A 16707-nucleotide genomic window follows, 5' to 3' on the forward strand; every position below is an offset into this window, starting at 1 on the left:
AAAAATATTCTCAATGAATTATAATTATTTAGAGGTGTTTTATGATTACTAAGAAAGCCCACGCTAAGTTAAACTTGTCTCTCGACGTAACGGGAAAGAGAGAAAATGGCTACCACGATATCAAAACTTTAATGGTGATGACAGACCTTTATGACGAGATGAAATTTTCTAAGAGCGACAAGCTTGAAATCCTTGGCGACTTTGATTTTGATATGAAGGAAAATTTTATCTACAAGGCCTACCTTGCACTAAGAGACTACGTTGCTAAGGACCTTCCCTTTAAAGTTGAAATAGAAAAAAATATTCCCATGGCAGGGGGACTTGCTGGAGGAACTTCTAACGGAGCTGGGACTTTTTACGCCTTAAATGATTTGTACGATTTAAAAATTCCAAAGAAAGATTTAATAAAACTATCATCAAGTCTTGGGGCAGACTTTACATATATGATGACTGGAGGTACTAAGCTTGCCTCTGGTATAGGAGAAATTTTAGAAGAAGTAAGGCCAATTGAACTTGACAATGTCCTAGTAGTCAATCCTGGCTACGGAGTCTCCACTAAAGAAGTCTACGAAAGTATTAAGATAGAGGAAAAGAGAATAGACTTTGATGAAGTTCTACAAGCTCTCTATGATTTAGACATAAAAAGATTAAATAAAGTTTTAGAAAACAAGATGGAAGATGTGGTTTTTGAAAAACACAGGGACCTCTTAGAGATAAAAAACAAGATGAGAGAATTTAATTCTGCCTCCCTTATGAGTGGAAGCGGGGCAACAATTTTTGGAATTTTTGAAAATAAAAATGACTTAGAAGATGCCTACAGGCATTTCAAAAGAACTTATGACAAGACCTATAAGTTGAGAGTGGGTGAGAAATTTGGCAGTTTTTGATACAGGTCCAGGCATAGTTGGACTTTACGAAGTTCATAGAGACTACTTAAATTATTATGTCGATGATAAATTTGAATACTATGGACTCTATGACCGAGAAGCAGTTAATGAAAGGATAGAATTTTTAGAAAAGTCCTTTAAAAAGGCAAAAAAAATAATAGTCATGGACTTTGATGCCATTGACTACTTTAAAAATTCTCCGAAAGTCTTTTACGGAGAGGAAGCCCTAAAGAAAAATTTAAAGGATAAAAAAATTCTCTGTCTTGGATCAAAGTTAACTTGCCAGGAAGAGACTTTAAAAATTTTTACAGATTCGCCAGTGGATTATCTTGATGTCCCACTTTTGATTAATGGAGCCAACGACGGAGTTGCTGATGACATCATGATGATGATTTCTGATGAGTACTTCAAGGATTTTGACTTTTCAAAATACCAGATGATTTTTCTTGCCTCAAGTGGGCTCCACTTGAAGAAGAACTTTTTCATAAATTATTTTGCAAAGAAGGTCTTGGAGATAGAAATTTATTCCAATGTTGATGGAATTTTGGAAGATTATACTTATAAGAAGGAAAATTATATTAGGGATTATTTTTATGTGACAGGCTCTAAGAGTGGCTTTTACTCAAGGACAGAGAAGTATCTCAGGGAAAGAGGACTTCTTAAAGAGAGAGAACTCTTAAATGTTTCGAGACTTTTTAAAAAAGGGCAATAAAAAAAGTCCCATCACTGGGACTAAATATGTAGCCATGCACCCAAAGTCGAAAGTTAACCTCACACGTTACCCTTACAGTTAGCTCAGATTAGGCGACCCTTGCGGCACACAAAAGATCTTGCTTAGTGCTGCTTCGATCAAGATCTGACACGGTTCACAAGTTTCTGTTGCGCAGGACCCAATCGTCAACACCACTTATAAGGGGCAGACTGCAAAATTAAAATCCTCTATTGGGAATTCAGCCCTGCTGTAGCGAATCGCAGGTACAGGACATCGCTAATTTCCCGCTTAGCATGGCGATGGCGGAGAGAGGGGGATTCGAACCCCCGATACACTTTCGTGTATACTCGCTTTCCAGGCGGGCTCCTTCAACCTCTCGGACATCTCTCCACAGCCTAGAAATTTATTGTACAGTAGATAATTAATAATGTCAAGAATAAGGTGATAAATTGAAAACTAAGGATATTGTATTAAAAGAATTAGAAAGAAATAGGGCCTCCTATATTTCTGGTCAAGAATTGGCAGAAAAATTAAATATTTCAAGGACTGCAATTTGGAAGGCCATTAACAATTTAAAGGAAGAGGGCTTTCAAATAGAATCACAGACAAAGTTGGGCTACAAGTTAATGGAAAGCGACGACAAGCTCTCTGACCAAGGAATAAGAAAGGGACTTAGAGAAGAATTAAAGGACATTGACCTTATTGTGTTCGACGAAATAGATTCTACAAACACAGAAGCCAAGAGAAGACTCTACTCTTCAGATGTCAAGGACTTCACAGTAATAGTTTCTGACATGCAAAAGGGTGGAAGGGGAAGAACAGGCAAGACCTTTGCATCTCCAAAAGGAAGTGGAGTTTACTTTAGTATAATTCTTCACCCAAGGGACTTCTTTGACTTTTCCTACTTCGATTTAATTACAGTTAAGGCTGCAGTTTCTGTTGCTCAAGGAATCAAAGAAGCTACAGGCAAACAAGCTGAAATAAAATGGGTCAATGATTTATTTATTGATGGCAAAAAGATTTGTGGAATCCTATCAGAGCTTGATGCAGACTTTGAATCAAGGAGTGTAAAGTCAGTTATTGTTGGAATTGGAATAAATGTAAATGAGCCAAAGGACGACAGCTTTAAGGACTTGAAAAATATTGCCGGCTACATTGGAACTGATGTAATAAGAAATGAAATTCTCTCAGCAATTTTAAATGCCTTTTATGAAAATAATTATAATAAGTCCGACCAAGAAATTATAAAATACTATAAAGACCATTCACTTGTCATTGGCAAGGACTTGACCTTTGAATTAAACGGCAAAAAATATTCTGCTGTGGGTTACGACATCAATGAAAAGGGCAACCTTATTGTCGACACAGGAGAAGAAAAAATCACTCTTTCCAGTGGAGAAGTTTCTATAAAGGGGGACTTTTATAAGTAGGTCCTAACTTTTAAAGTCTTTGTAATTATAGTATAATTAAGAGAAGTTAGGAGAAGAGATGAAGAGGCCTTTAAGTAATAAGATAGATGAAGTAAAAAATAAAATATCCTTTGGGATGCCAGGTCATAAGGGAAAAGAATTTTTTGACTTGGATATAAAAAGAGACTTAACAGAAATTTATGGAACAGACAACTTGCTCAATCCATCGGGAGTCATTGAAGACCTCCACAGGGAAATTAGCAAGCTCTTTGGCTCAAAGGAATCTTTTATTACTACCAATGGGTCAACAGGAGCCCTTCACATTGCCATGGCAATGGCAACTAGACCAGGGGACAAGGTTTTGATTCAAAGAAACACTCACAAGTCTATCTACAATGGCCTTCTACTTAACGACTTAGACCCAATTTATTTAAACACAATTTATGACAAAAGCCGTGCCATGTATTTTGGCATTGACTTAGATGAACTTAGGGGAAAAATAGAGGGAAATAATATTGCTGCCTGCGTCTTGGTTTCTCCAAACTATTTTGGTGGAATTTTGAGGCTGAGAGAAATAATTGAAATCTTACATGAGAAAGATATTCCAGTTATAGTTGATGAGGCCCACGGTGCCCATCTCTATTTTTCAGACTTGAAAAAATATTCTGCCCTTGATGCAGGGGCAGACCTTGTAATAAATTCAACCCACAAGATGATTCCATCTCTTACTCAGGCTGCCCTTATCCACAGGGGGACAGATAGGTTTTCTCATGAAGACCTCTTGAAGTATGTAAATATTTATAACACAACTTCGCCATCCTACTTGGTCATGCTTTCAATTGAAGCAGGCCTCGACTATATGGATAGGGAAGGAAGAAGCGAATTAATAAAGAGATGTAAAGATATGGAAGGTCTTAAAGACGCAATAAATTATGACCTAGACCTAAGCCATGAGTCCATTGTTGCCAATGATCCCATGAAGTTTTTATTTAGGATACCTGGCATGACTGGAGAAGAAGTGGTTGAGGACTTTATTATAAATAAGGACATAAGGCTTGAGATGGGTGACCTTTATTATGCCCTTGGAATTATTTCTCCCATTAACACAAGTAGGGAGATAGAAGAGCTTAAGGAAGCAATTTTGTCCTATGAAGATGGGGAGTATAAAAAAATTATCCCACAAGATTTTCCTATCCCAGATAAGAAACTCTTGCCAAGAGAGGCCTTCTTAAGCCATGGAGAGAGAATTTCTTATAAGGATGCAAAAGGCAGGATTTCCAAAGAAATTATTGGAGCCTACCCACCGGGAGTACCCTTGGTGTCCTTTGGGGAAGTCATAAGTGAAGAAATAATTAATAAAATAGATGAATTTTTAGCAGAAGGAATAGAAGTCATTGGACTTTTAGAAGATGAGATTGAGGTAGTTAAATGAGCGCTTTTATAACTTTTGAAGGTCCAGACGGATCTGGTAAATCTACAATTTGCAACCTAGTGTATGACGAACTAATAAAAAATAATATAAAAACTATAAAGACTAGGGAGCCAGGTGGAACTAGGATTTCAGAAAAAATTAGAGACATAATTCTGGATAAGGACTTAAAGGAAATGGACATGAGGACAGAAGCCCTACTTTATTCTGCTTCAAGAGCCCAACATACTTACGAAAAAATTATTCCTGCCCTAGAGGATGGAGTGACTGTCCTATGTGAAAGGTATGTCCTTTCATCCCTTGCCTATCAAGGTCATGCAAGAGGGCAAGACCTTGAAGACATTAGGGCAATAAACGACTTTGCAACTGGTGGCAAAAAGCCAGACATTGTCTTTATATTTAGGACTAATAATTCTACTTTGACAAGGAAGGACCAAGCATGCTACGACAGGTTAGAGTGTGAGGGAGATGACTTCCACAAGAAGGTCAGGGACTACTACAACAATTTAGAAAAAGAAGAAAATTATTATTTTATAGATGTAAATCAGACTATAGAAGAAGTCTTCGGCGACTGTATGAAGATTCTTAAAGAAAGGAAGATTTTGTGAAACTTGTAATCGCAATTGTCCAAGATGAGGACAGCGAAAATCTAATAAGAAGTCTCAATGAAAATAATTTTAAGGTTACTAAGATTAGTTCCACTGGTGGATTTCTAAAGGCTGGAAATGTCACTATCCTTTCAGGTATAGAAGATGAAGAGCTTGACAAGTTTATGGGAATCCTCGAAGAGAACTCCAAGACAAGAGAAGTTAAGAGGACTATCCAACCAGTAAATATTCCAGGTCAAGCTATGATCCCGGTGCCAATCACAGTTAAGGTTGGGGGAGCGACAATTTTTGTAACTGATGTAGTGGATTTCAAAAGGTTTTAGGTGATAATATGAAAATGATGATTGCAATAGTGCAAGAAAAGTACACTGATGCACTTATAGATAGATTTTTAGATGAAGATATATATGTAACTAGACTTTCTTCAACTGGTGGATTTTTTAAAGCTGGTAACACAACTCTTCTTTTAGGATGTAAAGAAAGTGAAATTGACCAGATTTATGAAATCTTTAAAGAAGAAACAGAAGCCGAAGATGTTCACATGGAAGAAGGGGACTTCAAGGTTTCTGGAGCTACGATTTTTGTAGTTGATTTGGAAGACTCAAAGAGAATTTAATGTTTTTAGAAAATAAGTCCGTAATAAATAGCCTAGAGGGAGACCTCATCAACAAATCCTATAGTCACGCCTATCTTTTCTCTGGCAGCAAGGGTATAGGTAAATTTTCCCACGCCAAAAATTTTGCCAGGTCCATCCTAAAGGAGACACCTGAAGGAATAAGATTTTTTAGTGGGATTGATGACTTTGAAGATGCAGACCTCTTTGTGGTGCAAAAAAAGGACACAATAAAGAAACAAGATATAGAAGAGATAATCGAAAATTCATTTTCAAAACCCTTTTCTGGAAGCCACAAGATTGTTATTATTGATGACTTCGACAGGGTTACGGCTGAGGGACAGAATGCACTCTTAAAGACTTTGGAAGAGCCTATGGACTACTTAATTTTAATTTTAATTTCAAGCAACATGAGAAATATTCTTCCAACAATTATTTCAAGGTGTAGAATTTTAAAATTCCAAGACCTGACACAAGATAGGCTTGAGGAATTTTTACTTTCAAGGAAGGTTTCTCCTAGAAATGCCAAACTTTTCTCTAGGCTTTCTAATGGAGATGTGAGTCTTGCAATAAAATATTCTGAAGATCCTGAACTCCTATCCAAGAGAGAAGATATAATAAATATGACTGATAGGATAATCAGGAAGACAGAATTCATTTTTGATGAAATGAAATTTTTTAAGGACAAGAAGGATGACTTCAAGGATATTTTAAACTTCATGATAATTTGGTATCTTGACTTAGTTTATATGAAAAGTGGCAGAGAGGACTTTGTTGTTAACATCGACAAACTAGACCTCTTGAAGCTACAAGACCTTTCCATTGATAGGGCAATTCATTCTTATGATGCACTTATAAATGCCTTGGGTCGCAAGGAAAAAAATGTGAATTTCGATTTAAATATAGAAAAGCTTTTAATAGATTTAGGGGGAGTTAGATGATAGAAATAGCTGGAGTAAGGTTCAAGAGAACTGGAAAAATCTATTACTTCGATCCCATTGATATAGATTTAAAAATTGGAGATTATGTAATTGTTGAAACTGTGAGGGGCCTTGAGTTTGGAGCAGTTGAACTTATAAAAGAAGTAGAAGAGGAAAGCATTAAGGGAGAGCTTAAACCTGTGCTTCGTCTTGCAAGTGAAGAAGATAAAAATGTCAATGTGGAAAATAGAAATAAGGCCAAGGAAGCAATAATAATCTGTGACCAAAAGGTGGAAGAGCATGGACTTGACATGAAGTTAATATCCTGTGAGTATACCTTCGATAGGTCCAAATTATTATTTTACTTCACGGCTGATGGAAGGGTTGACTTTAGGGACCTTGTTAGAGACCTTGCAGCAATCTTTAAGACAAGAATAGAACTTAGACAAATTGGAGTTCGTGATGAGGCTAAATTTGTTGGTGGTCTTGGATGTTGTGGCAGACCAACTTGCTGCTCAACTTTCTTAAGTGAGTTCTCGCCAGTTTCAATTAAGATGGCAAAGGACCAAAATTTAAGTCTTAACCCAACAAAAATTTCTGGAATTTGCGGCAGACTTATGTGTTGCCTAAAATACGAACAAGATGGCTACGAATGTATTAACAAGAGGATGCCAAGACTTGGAGAAATTGTCAAGACAGAAAGAGGCAAGGGTACAGTTGTCTCAACTTATACAATACAAGAGCTTGTAAAGGTTATGTTTGAAGTTAATGATGAGAAAGAAACTGTCTATATGGAACTTTCTGAAGTCAAGAGGACTCGTGAGTTTAACAGATCCTTTATAGATGGATCAAGATCACTTAATGTTGAAGAGTACGACGAAAGAGAATTAGTAGAATTAGAGAGGGATTAGGGATAGGATAAGGTCTTATCCCCTTTGTTATGAAAATAAATAATTTTTTAGTTAAAATTTCCAATAAAATAAATAGTTTTTTTAAGAGACATTTTGGCAGGGCCAATGGCTTTGCTTTTATAATGGTGGCAATAATATCTTTGTTTTCGGCCACCTTTTTTTATTACTATATATCCGATTTTAATATTCCAAAGAGCTTGGCCTTCTTAGGTCTTTCAGTCCTATTTTATCTTGCCTATTTCATTCTTTGGCAACTTTTAAAAATTGGATTCTTACTTATAAAGAGGGTGAGGGCAAAGAACCTTGCCATCTACTCCATGCTAGTTTGGGGCTTGAAATATTTTTATGACCAGTGCCTCTACTATGTGGACATGGATTATTTTGAAATAATTTTTATTGCCACAGCCTTTATAGTTCTTGTAACTTTTTCAAAGTCATTAATTCCTTTTACAAGGAACAAAAAAAAGTTGGCACTTTTATTTTTACTACCAAGTGGAATAATTTTGGCCGCTGCAATTTATTTTATGGTCTTTCCAGGTTTTAATTCTGGAGAAATTTATAAATTTGAAGGCGAAAAAAATAAAATTGCTGGAAGAAGTGAAAAGTATAAGGTTGAAGTAATTGACTATGAAGCTACTCCAGTAGACTTAAGGGACTTTGTATCCTATTCTGGTAGTACAAAAAAAGTCAGGGACAAGTTCTTTGGCAAGGGCCTTAACAAAACAGAAGTCAAGGGAAGAATCTACGCACCTAAGGACTTAGACAAGGCTCCAGTTTTATTTGTGGTCCATGGCAACCACAGGTTCACAACAAAAAACTATCTTGGCTACGACTACCTAGGTCATTATCTTGCCAAGAGGGGAATAGCCATGGTCTCTGTTGACATGAATATGTTAAATGGATTCATGAACTTTGGACTCGGCAATGAAAATGATGCAAGAGCAGTCCTCTTACTTGAGAATATGGAAAATATTTTTAAGAGGAATAGGACTAAGGACAGCGTCCTTTACAATAGGTTTGACAAGGATAATATTGCCCTCATGGGTCACTCAAGAGGTGGCGAGGCAGCAGCCATTGCCTACAACTTTAACGAACTTAAACTCCACCCAGACAATGGCAAACTAACTCACAAGTATGACTTTAACATCAAGGGTATAATTACTGTTGCCCCAACCTACAACCAGTACCAACCAGGTGGTAAGAATTTAATTTTAAGAGATGTAAATTATTTGACCATTGGGGGAACAAATGATGCCGACGTAGATGGCTTCGAAGGCATGCTCCTCTATGACAATGTAATCTTTTCTGGCGAAAAGGACAATTTCAAGGCTGGAGTTTATGTTGGCTATGCCAACCATGGCAACTTCAACAAACTTTGGGGAGACTTTGACTCTGACCCAGGCGAAGGATTTTTCTTAAATAGGAAGGAGCTAATAGATGGCAGGAAGCAAAGAGAAATTCTATCAGCTTACACCCTTAACTTCTTGGAAAATGTCTTTGGCAGAACCTACAACAGAGAAATCTTTAAGGAAGGACCTTATAATTATGGAGACCTTCCAGAGACAAACTACTACACAAGATACATGGATTCCAATTTCATAAAGCTTGCAGACTTTGAAGAGGACTACGACATCACTACAACATCAATTCCTGGTGGAATCGTAAACTTTTCTAACTTAGCAAAAATTTATGAAGACAGCCACGAATATGGAGAAAAAAATTCTAAGACTACAGGAGTTTTTATTGATGCAAATGAAAATTCAAATTATTCTTTGAGGTTCACAGAAAAAATTCCTAGTGGTAGATTTTTACAGTTTGATATAGAGAATTTAAACTTCGAAGAAATTGAAGGAGATATAGATTTAGAGATCCAAGACACTTGGGGCAATTCTTCTACCCTAAGCCTTAGTGATTATAAAAAGCTTATACCAATGACAAAATCCTACCTCTATAAAATTGATTATCTTGAAGATGATTACTACAAGAGGTTTGGACCTCAAACCCTTATAATTCCATTAGAGGACTTTAAAAATCAAAATAATAATTTGAATTTAGTTGAGATAAACAAGATCGAATTTAAATTCAAGAATAATATAAAAATTTCTATAGACAACTTAGGAGTTTTAAAATAAATTGTTTAGTAATATATTTGAGGGGTAACATAAATTTAGAAGCAATAAGCTTATAAAGAAAATAAAAAACTGGGAGGTTTTTAATTATGGAAAGTAAACTAATAAAAGGACTTATTGACCAATACAATTTTGAAGTAGAATCAGGATATATTTATTATTCTATGGCAAACTATGTTAAAGATAAGGGCATGGACGGTTTCGCTCACTTCTTTGACAAACAAGCTGAAGAAGAATTTGAACACGCTGAAAAATTAAGACAATTCTTATTTGCAATTGATGTAAGACCTGATCTTGAAGGTATTAAAAAACCAGAAACTGAATTTGGTACATTTACAGAAACATTCAAGACTGCATTAGAACACGAAAAAGAAGTTACAAAGAGAATTAACAATCTTTACGATCTTTCAGTAAAGGAAAATGACCACAGAGTTACTTCACTTCTACAATGGTATGTTGACGAACAAGTTGAAGAAGAAGATCACTTCAGAGGACTTATCGAAAGACTTGAAAGAATCAACGAAAGCTGGTCTGGACTTTATATCTTCGACGCAGAACTTGGAAGAAGATAATTTAAAATTTATTTTAAGAGATACCCTTAGGGGTATCTTTTTTTATATAAAATTTTAAAAGGTCTTGACTTGACCGCAAGGGGCAGGCTTATCCTATACTTGGAGGTGGACTATGAAAAGAAATGAAGTAGAAAAAATTACTGGACTAACAAGAAAGGCAATTTTATATTATGAAGACAAGGGACTCATAAGACCTTCTAAGGGAGAAAATAATTACAGGTCCTATTCTCAGGAAGATGTGGATAGGCTTTTAAAAATTTCAATTTATAGGAAGTTAGGCCTTAGCCTCCTTGAAATAAAAAATATTTTATCATCTAATGAAAATCATCTTGGAAATATTTTAAGAGACCGCCAGTATAGACTTGAACTTGAAGAAGGTAAGAAGAACTTATTGGAGAAGTTAATTAAGTCCCAAGACTTTGAAGAAATTTCTAAAGACCTTGAATATTTAGAGAAGGAAGAGACTATATATGAAAGACTCACAAGGGTTTTTCCAGGATACTTTGGTCACATCTTCTTCATGTCTTATAAGCCTTTCTTAGTTGACAAGCTAGATAAAGATCAAGAGTCTTACTTTGATGAATTAATAAAATATTTGGACTCTCTTCCAGAAATTGATTTTACAGAAGAAGAGAAGGCCTACATTGAAAAGCTAACTAGTGGATTTGACTTAGAAAATTTAGAATCCCTTAACCAGGAAAAAATCCAAGCTGTATATAATTATAAAGACTGGATGGAAGACAACAAAGACAAGGTCAAGACCTATGAAGCCTTTAAAGAGAGTGAGGACTATAAGTCTAGTCAGGTGAAAAAAATTTCCGACAAGCTCCGAGCTTACATGGTAAAAAATAATTATTATGACTTGGTCATTCCTTTAATAAGGAAGATTTCACCTGCTTATGATGATTATTATAAAAAGCTTTTGGAGGCTAACGAAAAATTTTTAAGGGAGCGAAATAAATAAATTTATTAATTAAGAATTTGAAATCCTGTTTCATAAAAATGAAATGGGGTTTTTTTATAAAAATTTAAATTACTAGCAAATAAGATTTTTAGATTTTGACTTGAATTCTAGGGCAAAGGAGGAAAAAATAAGGACACAGAAACAAGGTTAACTATAAAAAATATATAGTTGACAAATAAAAAGTAAAATGTTAACTTATTTAAAGTAATTTATTTACTAATAAAATTTTTGGAGGTTAATGTGAAAAATTTAAAAGCGAGAGACCTAGTTATGTGTTCGCTTTTTGTTGCTCTTATTGTTGTGGGAACTTTTATTAGGGTGCCCATTCCAGTCTTACCCTTTACCCTGCAACTTTTATTTACCATGTTGGCAGGGCTTTTGTTGGGACCAGAGCTCGGTGCAACAGCAGTTGTTGTTTACATAATTTTGGGTCTTATGGGTCTACCAGTCTTTACTGAAGGCGGTGGTCTTGCCTATATATTTAAGCCATCCTTTGGTTACATAATAGGCTTTGCAGTTGGCGCTTATGTCACAGGAAAGATTGCAAACAAGGATAAGAGACCTGACATGAAGAGACTTCTTAAGGCAAATTTTGCTGGCCTTGCCATAGTTTATAGTTTTGGCATGATTTATTACTATTTAATCAGCAATTTTTATCTTGAATCACCAATTGGAGTTAAGGCAATTATAATTTATTGCTTCTTACTTGCAATCCCAGGGGACATTGTTTTGTGCTTCTTAGGTGCCTTCCTTGGCAAGAGATTAATTCCAATTTTTAACAAGTCCTATAATTAAAGGAGAAGAAATGAGTAAGAATATTTTTGTAACAGGAACAGGAACTGAAATTGGAAAGACCTACGTGGCAGGACTTCTTGTGAAGAAGCTCCACGAGGCAGGAGAAAAATCAGCCTACTACAAGGCTGCCATGAGTGGAAACGACAAGGATGCTGATGGAAATCTCATACCTGGTGATGCAAAATTTGTAAAAGAACTAGCAGGTATAGACCAAGATCTTAATGAGATGTGTCCCTACATTTATGAGAGAGCCTACTCTCCTCACTTGGCAGCTCAAATCGAGGGCAATCCTGTGAATCTTGACTATGTAGTGGAAAAGCTTAGGGACTTAGAGAAAAAGTACGACTACATTACTCTTGAAGGCTCTGGCGGGATTCTTTGTCCACTAAGATTTGATGATGAAGAAATTTATTTAGAGGACTTTGTAAAGAAGGCAAAGCTTTCTTCTATCATTGTTGCCGATGCAGGCCTTGGAACTATAAATAATCTTGTCTTGACGGCCTTTTACATGAAGGAAAAGGGAATGAAGATCAAGGGAATAATTTTTAACAACTTTATCCCAGGAGATGTGCTGCAAGAGGACAACATAAAAATGTGCCAGCACATGTCAGGTCTCAAAGTCCTAGCCTGCGTAAAGAAGGGGGACAAGGATTTGGATATAGATATTGATAAGCTGAAAGAGATTTATGAATAGGAGTTACTATATAAAATGATTTGGTATCCATACGAACAATTAAAGACCATGAAGCCACCCTACAAGGTCGTAGATGCTAAGGGAGTTTATCTTTACACTGAGGACAAGGAAATGATTGACTCAGTTTCATCTTGGTGGTCTACAATTTACGGCTACAAAAATGAAAAAATAAATGAAGCCCTTATAGGTCAAGTGAAGAAGTTTTCTCATGTAATGTTGGGAGGTTTAACTCACGAGCCAGTAGAAAGACTTTCCAACCAATTAAAGGACTTCTTGCCAGGGGACTTGGACTATCCCTTCTTCTCTGACTCGGGATCTGTGGCAGTGGAAGTTGCTCTAAAGATGGCCCTTCAATACTACATGAACAAGGGAGAAGCCGGCAGGACCATGATACTTGCCTTGACTCATGCCTACCATGGGGACACCTTCAAGACTATGGAAGTTGGCGACGATGAAGATTACCATTTTGTCCTAGAAACCTATGGCAAGAGCAAGTATGTTGTAAATATTCCAACTGAAATACAGGCCCTAGAAGATGCCTTTGAAAAATATGGGGACAAGCTAAACTCCTTTATAGTTGAGCCACTTTTACAAGGTGCTGGTGGAATGAGGATGTATGACATTTCTTTTTTAGAAAGAGCAAGGAAACTTTGCGATGAGCATAATGTCCTACTTATCTTTGATGAAGTCGCAACAGGATTTGGAAGAACTGGTAACAGGTTTGTAGCAGACCTAGTCCTACCAGACATAATATGCTTGGGAAAGGCCCTTACAGGGGGTTACCTTGGCCATGCTGCCACAGTTGCAAACAAGAAGGTCTTTGATGCCTTTTACGATGATAACCCAAGACATGCCCTCATGCATGGACCAACCTTTATGGGAAATCCCCTAGCCTGCACAGTTGCATCGAAGTGTCTTGAAATCTTCCAAGAAGAAGACTTCATGAGTAAGATAAAGAGGATTGAAGAAATTGAAAGAGAAGAAATTGAAGGCTTCACTCATGACAAGATTGAAGAAGTTAGGATCATGGGAGCTTGCGTCTGCATTGAAGTAAAGGATGGCAAGGACATAGAAGGATTCCAAGAGTTCGCCTACGAAAGGGGAGTCTTTGCAAGACCCTTTGTGAAATACATTTACTCTATGGTTCCCTATGTAATTAGTGAAGAGGAACTTAGAAAAGTAATGAGGACTATGAAGGAATGGTTTGAGAATAAATAAAATTTTGCCCTGCTTGTCAGGGCTTTTTCTTTTGGAGAATTTTAAGCTATAATTTACTTATAATAATTGGAAAGGAATAAAGATGATAAGGGCAATATTATTTGACAAGGATGGAACCCTCCTCCAGTTTACTGAAGGCTGGGTTGATTCAATTGTAGGATTTTTAGAAAATAAAATTTTAGATGATAATAAGAAGAGGGAAGTCTTTAGGGAAATTGGCATAAGGGAAGATGGTGGAGTGGAAGAAAATTCTATTCTCTCATCGGAGACTGCTATGGACTTGGCAATAATTTTTTCCAAGTATCTTGATGAGGACCTAGATGAAATTTATGGGGAGTTAGACGACCACCTCTTAAACTACTTGAAGGAAAATAATAAATTCATAAGGGAGACCTGCGACTTGAGGAAGCTTTTTGAAGCTTTAAGAGATAGAAAAATCCTAATAGGGATTTTCACATCGGATAATTACAGGCAGGCCAAGTATTCTATGGACTATTTGGGTCTTGACTCCTTTATAGATTTTTATGCAGCTGCAGATATTTATAAGAAGAAGCCCAACAAGGAGAGCTTGGAAGTTTTTAAAAAGAAATATTCACTTGAAGACCAAGAAATAATTATTGTTGGGGACTCAAGAGTTGATATGGTTTTTGGTGAAGACACCATTAAGGTTGGGGTCCTATGTGGGACTGGTTCGAGAGAAATGCTCGCCAAGTACACAGACAATATAATTGATGATCCAAGTCAAGTTTTGAAATTATTATAAGCTTGTAAAACATTTCTATCTTAAAAAATTAAAAATAAAAAAGCTCAAGGAATTTGGGCAAGAAAAAGAAGGGCTCCAAGAGCCCTTTTATAATATTTAAATTTATTAAATTATTATTCTTCTTCTTTTTCTTCAGTTTCAGAAACAGTAGGAACTTCTGCAGAAGCTTCTTCTGCTCCTTCTTCTGGTTCTTTTTCTTCTGTTGGTTCAACAAGAGTTGCAACAGCTTCATCAGCTTCAAGGTGTTCAATCTTAATGTTTTCGTCACCGAAAATGTCAAGGTCAGCAATTGTTTTAGTTTCACCAATTTGCATTTCAACAACATTTACAATAGCTTCTGATGGAAGATATTTTGGAAGACAAGTTACAGTAACTTCGTTTAGTACTTGGATTAATGAAGATGGTTGAACCTTAACTTCGTCTCTACCTTCAAGAACGATAGGTACTTCAACAGAAATTTCTGTGTTCATGTCGATTTCATATAGGTCAAAGTGAACCATAGCGTTTTTAATGTGGTGCATTTGAACTTCTTTGAAAAGAACAGAAGTAGTTTCTCCATCGATGTCGATATCGAAAATGTTTGAATAACCTTCTTGGCTATAAGCCTTTAAAAGATCTTTTTCAAGACCGCTTACCATTCTTGCTTCCTTACCCTTTGAGTAAAGAACTCCTGGGATTTCACCATTAGCTCTTAGTTTATCAACCTTGTTTTTACCCTTAGCATCTCTTTTGTTTAAAACTAATTTCATATATACCTCCAAAAATTATTTTATAATACCTGAACCAAGACAAACATCGCCTTGATAAAAAACACACACTTGACCAGGTGTGACACCCTTAAGTGGTTTTTTCAGTTTAACAACACATTTATCATTTTGTTTTTCCAATGTGGCAGCCTGATCACTGGCCCTGTATCTTATTTTAACAGATAAATCCACTGGAAGAGAAGGATTTTCTGTAATCCAGAAAATATCTTCAACTTCAAATTCATCCTTATAAAGAACTGGGTTGTTAATCCCCTGAGCCACAATTAAAAGATTGTTTTTTAAATCCTTATCAGCAACGAAGAAGGGTTCTCCACTTCCAACGCCGCCAATGCCAATTCCACGCCTTTGACCAATGGTGTAGTGCATAAGGCCAGAGTGTTCTCCTAATACCTTGCCCTTTTCGTCCACAATTTTACCAGGCTTAGTAAATAGGAATTGATCTAAAAACTCATTGAAATCTCTTTCGCCAATGAAACAGATTCCAGTAGAATCCTTCTTAGAAGCAGTTGAGAGTTCATATTTTTCTGCGATGCGCCTTACTTCATCCTTAGTTAAATCACCAACAGGGAAGAGAGTTTTTTCAAGTGCTTCCGACTTAACCCTTGATAAAAAGTAGGACTGGTCCTTATTATTATCTAAACCCTTTAAGAGGTAAGTCTTGCCATGGACTTTTTTAGTCCTGGCGTAGTGACCCATAGCAATATAATCAGCATCAAAATCCATTGCGTAGTCAAGGAAGGCCTTGAATTTTATTTCAGTATTGCACATAACATCTGGATTTGGAGTTCTGCCTTTTTTATATTCACTAAGAAAATAAGAAAAAACCCTATCTCTATACTCTTTTTCAAAGTTGACAGTAAAATATTTAATGCCAAGTTGAGAGCATACAGAGACAACATCTATATAATCTTCTCTAGCAGTGCACATGCCATCATCTTCTGCCCAGTTCCTCATAAAGACTGCTGTAACATCGTAGCCAGCTTCCTTTAAGAGAATTGCGGAAACAGATGAATCCACACCGCCACTCATTCCAAGAATGACTTTTTTCTTTTCTTGCATCAATACCTCCAATCCACTCAATAACAATACATAATTATACAATAGTTGTTTGGAAAAATCCACCTTTATTTAAGAAAATACGAGTTTGTAAGACTTTTGAAGAGAAAATAAAAAATATTTCTTGTAAAAATTTAGTCTATAAAAATTCTTGTCCTCTTTGTAAATTTTTATTAAAAATCTTTTGGAGAAAATTTAAAAATAATGGAGAAATTTTATTGACAAAGTTTTTACTATGGAGTAAAATTATAGATTTATTT

At 36.0% G+C, this 16707-nt stretch carries 18 protein-coding genes, 1 tRNA gene and 1 other RNA gene; 16 read left to right on the forward strand and 4 right to left on the reverse strand.

Annotated elements, in window-relative coordinates; all coding sequences use genetic code 11:
* The first annotated feature begins 41 nt into the window (after positions 1–41).
* Positions 42–887, forward strand: coding sequence for a 4-(cytidine 5'-diphospho)-2-C-methyl-D-erythritol kinase (gene ispE / locus ACWPVO_RS06670; RefSeq protein ID WP_454207383.1), 846 nt, complete (start codon positions 42–44; stop codon positions 885–887).
* A complete protein-coding gene (locus ACWPVO_RS06675) occupies positions 874–1599 on the forward strand; it encodes a hypothetical protein (RefSeq protein ID WP_454207385.1) in 726 nt (241 codons plus the stop codon). The genes ispE and ACWPVO_RS06675 overlap by 14 nt, the downstream gene beginning before the upstream one ends.
* Before the next feature lie 32 nt (positions 1600–1631).
* Here the strand turns inward: ACWPVO_RS06675 and ffs are convergent.
* Together ffs and ACWPVO_RS06685 are read right to left on the reverse strand one after the other, a co-directional pair.
* An RNA gene (ffs, locus tag ACWPVO_RS06680) (signal recognition particle sRNA large type) lies at positions 1632–1896 on the reverse strand.
* Between the two features lie 3 nt (positions 1897–1899).
* A tRNA-Ser gene (locus ACWPVO_RS06685) sits at positions 1900–1989 on the reverse strand.
* A gap of 59 nt (positions 1990–2048) precedes the next feature.
* On the opposite strand from ACWPVO_RS06685, the gene ACWPVO_RS06690 reads away from it, so the two are divergent.
* The 14 genes from ACWPVO_RS06690 (at position 2049) to ACWPVO_RS06755 (ending at position 14624) form a co-directional block, all read left to right on the forward strand.
* A complete protein-coding gene (locus tag ACWPVO_RS06690) occupies positions 2049–3029 on the forward strand; it encodes a biotin--[acetyl-CoA-carboxylase] ligase (RefSeq protein ID WP_454207387.1) in 981 nt (326 codons plus the stop codon).
* A 58-nt stretch (positions 3030–3087) separates the two neighbouring features.
* Positions 3088–4440, forward strand: a complete 1353-nt coding sequence (locus ACWPVO_RS06695; protein ID WP_454207389.1) for an aminotransferase class I/II-fold pyridoxal phosphate-dependent enzyme — start codon at positions 3088–3090, stop codon at positions 4438–4440.
* Complete coding sequence (tmk, locus tag ACWPVO_RS06700) at positions 4437–5045, forward strand: dTMP kinase (RefSeq protein ID WP_148466343.1); 609 nt, start codon at positions 4437–4439, stop codon at positions 5043–5045. Before ACWPVO_RS06695 ends, tmk begins: the two co-directional genes overlap by 4 nt.
* A complete protein-coding gene (locus ACWPVO_RS06705; protein ID WP_062571767.1) occupies positions 5042–5368 on the forward strand; it encodes a cyclic-di-AMP receptor in 327 nt (108 codons plus the stop codon). Before tmk ends, ACWPVO_RS06705 begins: the two co-directional genes overlap by 4 nt.
* Before the next feature lie 8 nt (positions 5369–5376).
* Positions 5377–5661, forward strand: a complete 285-nt coding sequence (locus tag ACWPVO_RS06710) for a cyclic-di-AMP receptor (protein WP_040541191.1) — start codon at positions 5377–5379, stop codon at positions 5659–5661.
* Entirely contained in the window at positions 5661–6599 is a 939-nt protein-coding gene (locus ACWPVO_RS06715) for a DNA polymerase III subunit (protein ID WP_454207392.1), read from the forward strand. The genes ACWPVO_RS06710 and ACWPVO_RS06715 overlap by 1 nt, the downstream gene beginning before the upstream one ends.
* A complete protein-coding gene (locus tag ACWPVO_RS06720; protein ID WP_454207394.1) occupies positions 6596–7489 on the forward strand; it encodes a PSP1 domain-containing protein in 894 nt (297 codons plus the stop codon). Before ACWPVO_RS06715 ends, ACWPVO_RS06720 begins: the two co-directional genes overlap by 4 nt.
* Positions 7490–7518: 29 nt before the next feature.
* Positions 7519–9621, forward strand: a complete 2103-nt coding sequence (locus tag ACWPVO_RS06725) for an MFS transporter (RefSeq protein WP_454207396.1) — start codon at positions 7519–7521, stop codon at positions 9619–9621.
* Positions 9622–9707: 86 nt separating this feature from the next.
* Positions 9708–10190 (forward strand): ferritin, encoded by a 483-nt coding sequence (locus tag ACWPVO_RS06730; protein ID WP_005953759.1) that lies wholly within the window; start codon positions 9708–9710, stop codon positions 10188–10190.
* 112 nt (positions 10191–10302) lie between these two features.
* A complete protein-coding gene (locus tag ACWPVO_RS06735) occupies positions 10303–11154 on the forward strand; it encodes a MerR family transcriptional regulator (RefSeq protein ID WP_454207398.1) in 852 nt (283 codons plus the stop codon).
* Between the two features lie 240 nt (positions 11155–11394).
* On the forward strand, positions 11395–11949 hold the full coding sequence (locus ACWPVO_RS06740) for a biotin transporter BioY (protein WP_285072570.1): 555 nt from the start codon (positions 11395–11397) through the stop codon (positions 11947–11949).
* Between the two features lie 10 nt (positions 11950–11959).
* The gene (gene bioD, locus ACWPVO_RS06745) at positions 11960–12643 is read left to right on the forward strand and encodes a dethiobiotin synthase (RefSeq protein WP_454207401.1); all 684 of its coding nucleotides are present in this window, start codon (positions 11960–11962) and stop codon (positions 12641–12643) included.
* Between the two features lie 15 nt (positions 12644–12658).
* Entirely contained in the window at positions 12659–13861 is a 1203-nt protein-coding gene (gene bioA / locus ACWPVO_RS06750) for an adenosylmethionine--8-amino-7-oxononanoate transaminase (RefSeq protein ID WP_454207403.1), read from the forward strand.
* A gap of 82 nt (positions 13862–13943) precedes the next feature.
* A complete protein-coding gene (locus ACWPVO_RS06755; RefSeq protein ID WP_454207405.1) occupies positions 13944–14624 on the forward strand; it encodes an HAD family hydrolase in 681 nt (226 codons plus the stop codon).
* Between the two features lie 113 nt (positions 14625–14737).
* Here ACWPVO_RS06755 and ACWPVO_RS06760 read toward each other — a convergent pair whose 3' ends face one another.
* Together ACWPVO_RS06760 and mnmA are read right to left on the reverse strand one after the other, a co-directional pair.
* Positions 14738–15373 carry a 50S ribosomal protein L25 gene (locus ACWPVO_RS06760; protein ID WP_005953813.1) on the reverse strand — a complete coding sequence of 212 codons (636 nt, stop codon included), beginning with the start codon at positions 15371–15373 and terminating at the stop codon, positions 14738–14740.
* A 15-nt stretch (positions 15374–15388) separates the two neighbouring features.
* Positions 15389–16450 (reverse strand): tRNA 2-thiouridine(34) synthase MnmA, encoded by a 1062-nt coding sequence (gene mnmA, locus ACWPVO_RS06765; RefSeq protein ID WP_454207407.1) that lies wholly within the window; start codon positions 16448–16450, stop codon positions 15389–15391.
* Positions 16451–16707 lie beyond the last annotated feature (257 nt).

The sequence above is a fragment of the Peptoniphilus sp. Marseille-Q6390 genome, assembly GCF_965119475.1.

What these genes read in the sequence shown, in the direction of transcription:
- ispE (WP_454207383.1), top strand. Translation starts at nt 42, where the DNA reads ATGATTACTAAGAAAGCCCACGCTAAGTTAAACTTGTCTCTCGACGTA.
- ACWPVO_RS06695 (WP_454207389.1), top strand. Translation starts at nt 3,088, where the DNA reads ATGAAGAGGCCTTTAAGTAATAAGATAGATGAAGTAAAAAATAAAATA.
- tmk (WP_148466343.1), top strand. Translation starts at nt 4,437, where the DNA reads ATGAGCGCTTTTATAACTTTTGAAGGTCCAGACGGATCTGGTAAATCT.
- ACWPVO_RS06710 (WP_040541191.1), top strand. Translation starts at nt 5,377, where the DNA reads ATGAAAATGATGATTGCAATAGTGCAAGAAAAGTACACTGATGCACTT.
- ACWPVO_RS06715 (WP_454207392.1), top strand. Translation starts at nt 5,661, where the DNA reads ATGTTTTTAGAAAATAAGTCCGTAATAAATAGCCTAGAGGGAGACCTC.
- ACWPVO_RS06720 (WP_454207394.1), top strand. Translation starts at nt 6,596, where the DNA reads ATGATAGAAATAGCTGGAGTAAGGTTCAAGAGAACTGGAAAAATCTAT.
- ACWPVO_RS06725 (WP_454207396.1), top strand. Translation starts at nt 7,519, where the DNA reads ATGAAAATAAATAATTTTTTAGTTAAAATTTCCAATAAAATAAATAGT.
- ACWPVO_RS06730 (WP_005953759.1), top strand. Translation starts at nt 9,708, where the DNA reads ATGGAAAGTAAACTAATAAAAGGACTTATTGACCAATACAATTTTGAA.
- ACWPVO_RS06735 (WP_454207398.1), top strand. Translation starts at nt 10,303, where the DNA reads ATGAAAAGAAATGAAGTAGAAAAAATTACTGGACTAACAAGAAAGGCA.
- bioD (WP_454207401.1), top strand. Translation starts at nt 11,960, where the DNA reads ATGAGTAAGAATATTTTTGTAACAGGAACAGGAACTGAAATTGGAAAG.
- bioA (WP_454207403.1), top strand. Translation starts at nt 12,659, where the DNA reads ATGATTTGGTATCCATACGAACAATTAAAGACCATGAAGCCACCCTAC.
- ACWPVO_RS06755 (WP_454207405.1), top strand. Translation starts at nt 13,944, where the DNA reads ATGATAAGGGCAATATTATTTGACAAGGATGGAACCCTCCTCCAGTTT.
- ACWPVO_RS06760 (WP_005953813.1), bottom strand. Translation starts at nt 15,373, where the DNA reads ATGAAATTAGTTTTAAACAAAAGAGATGCTAAGGGTAAAAACAAGGTT.
- mnmA (WP_454207407.1), bottom strand. Translation starts at nt 16,450, where the DNA reads ATGCAAGAAAAGAAAAAAGTCATTCTTGGAATGAGTGGCGGTGTGGAT.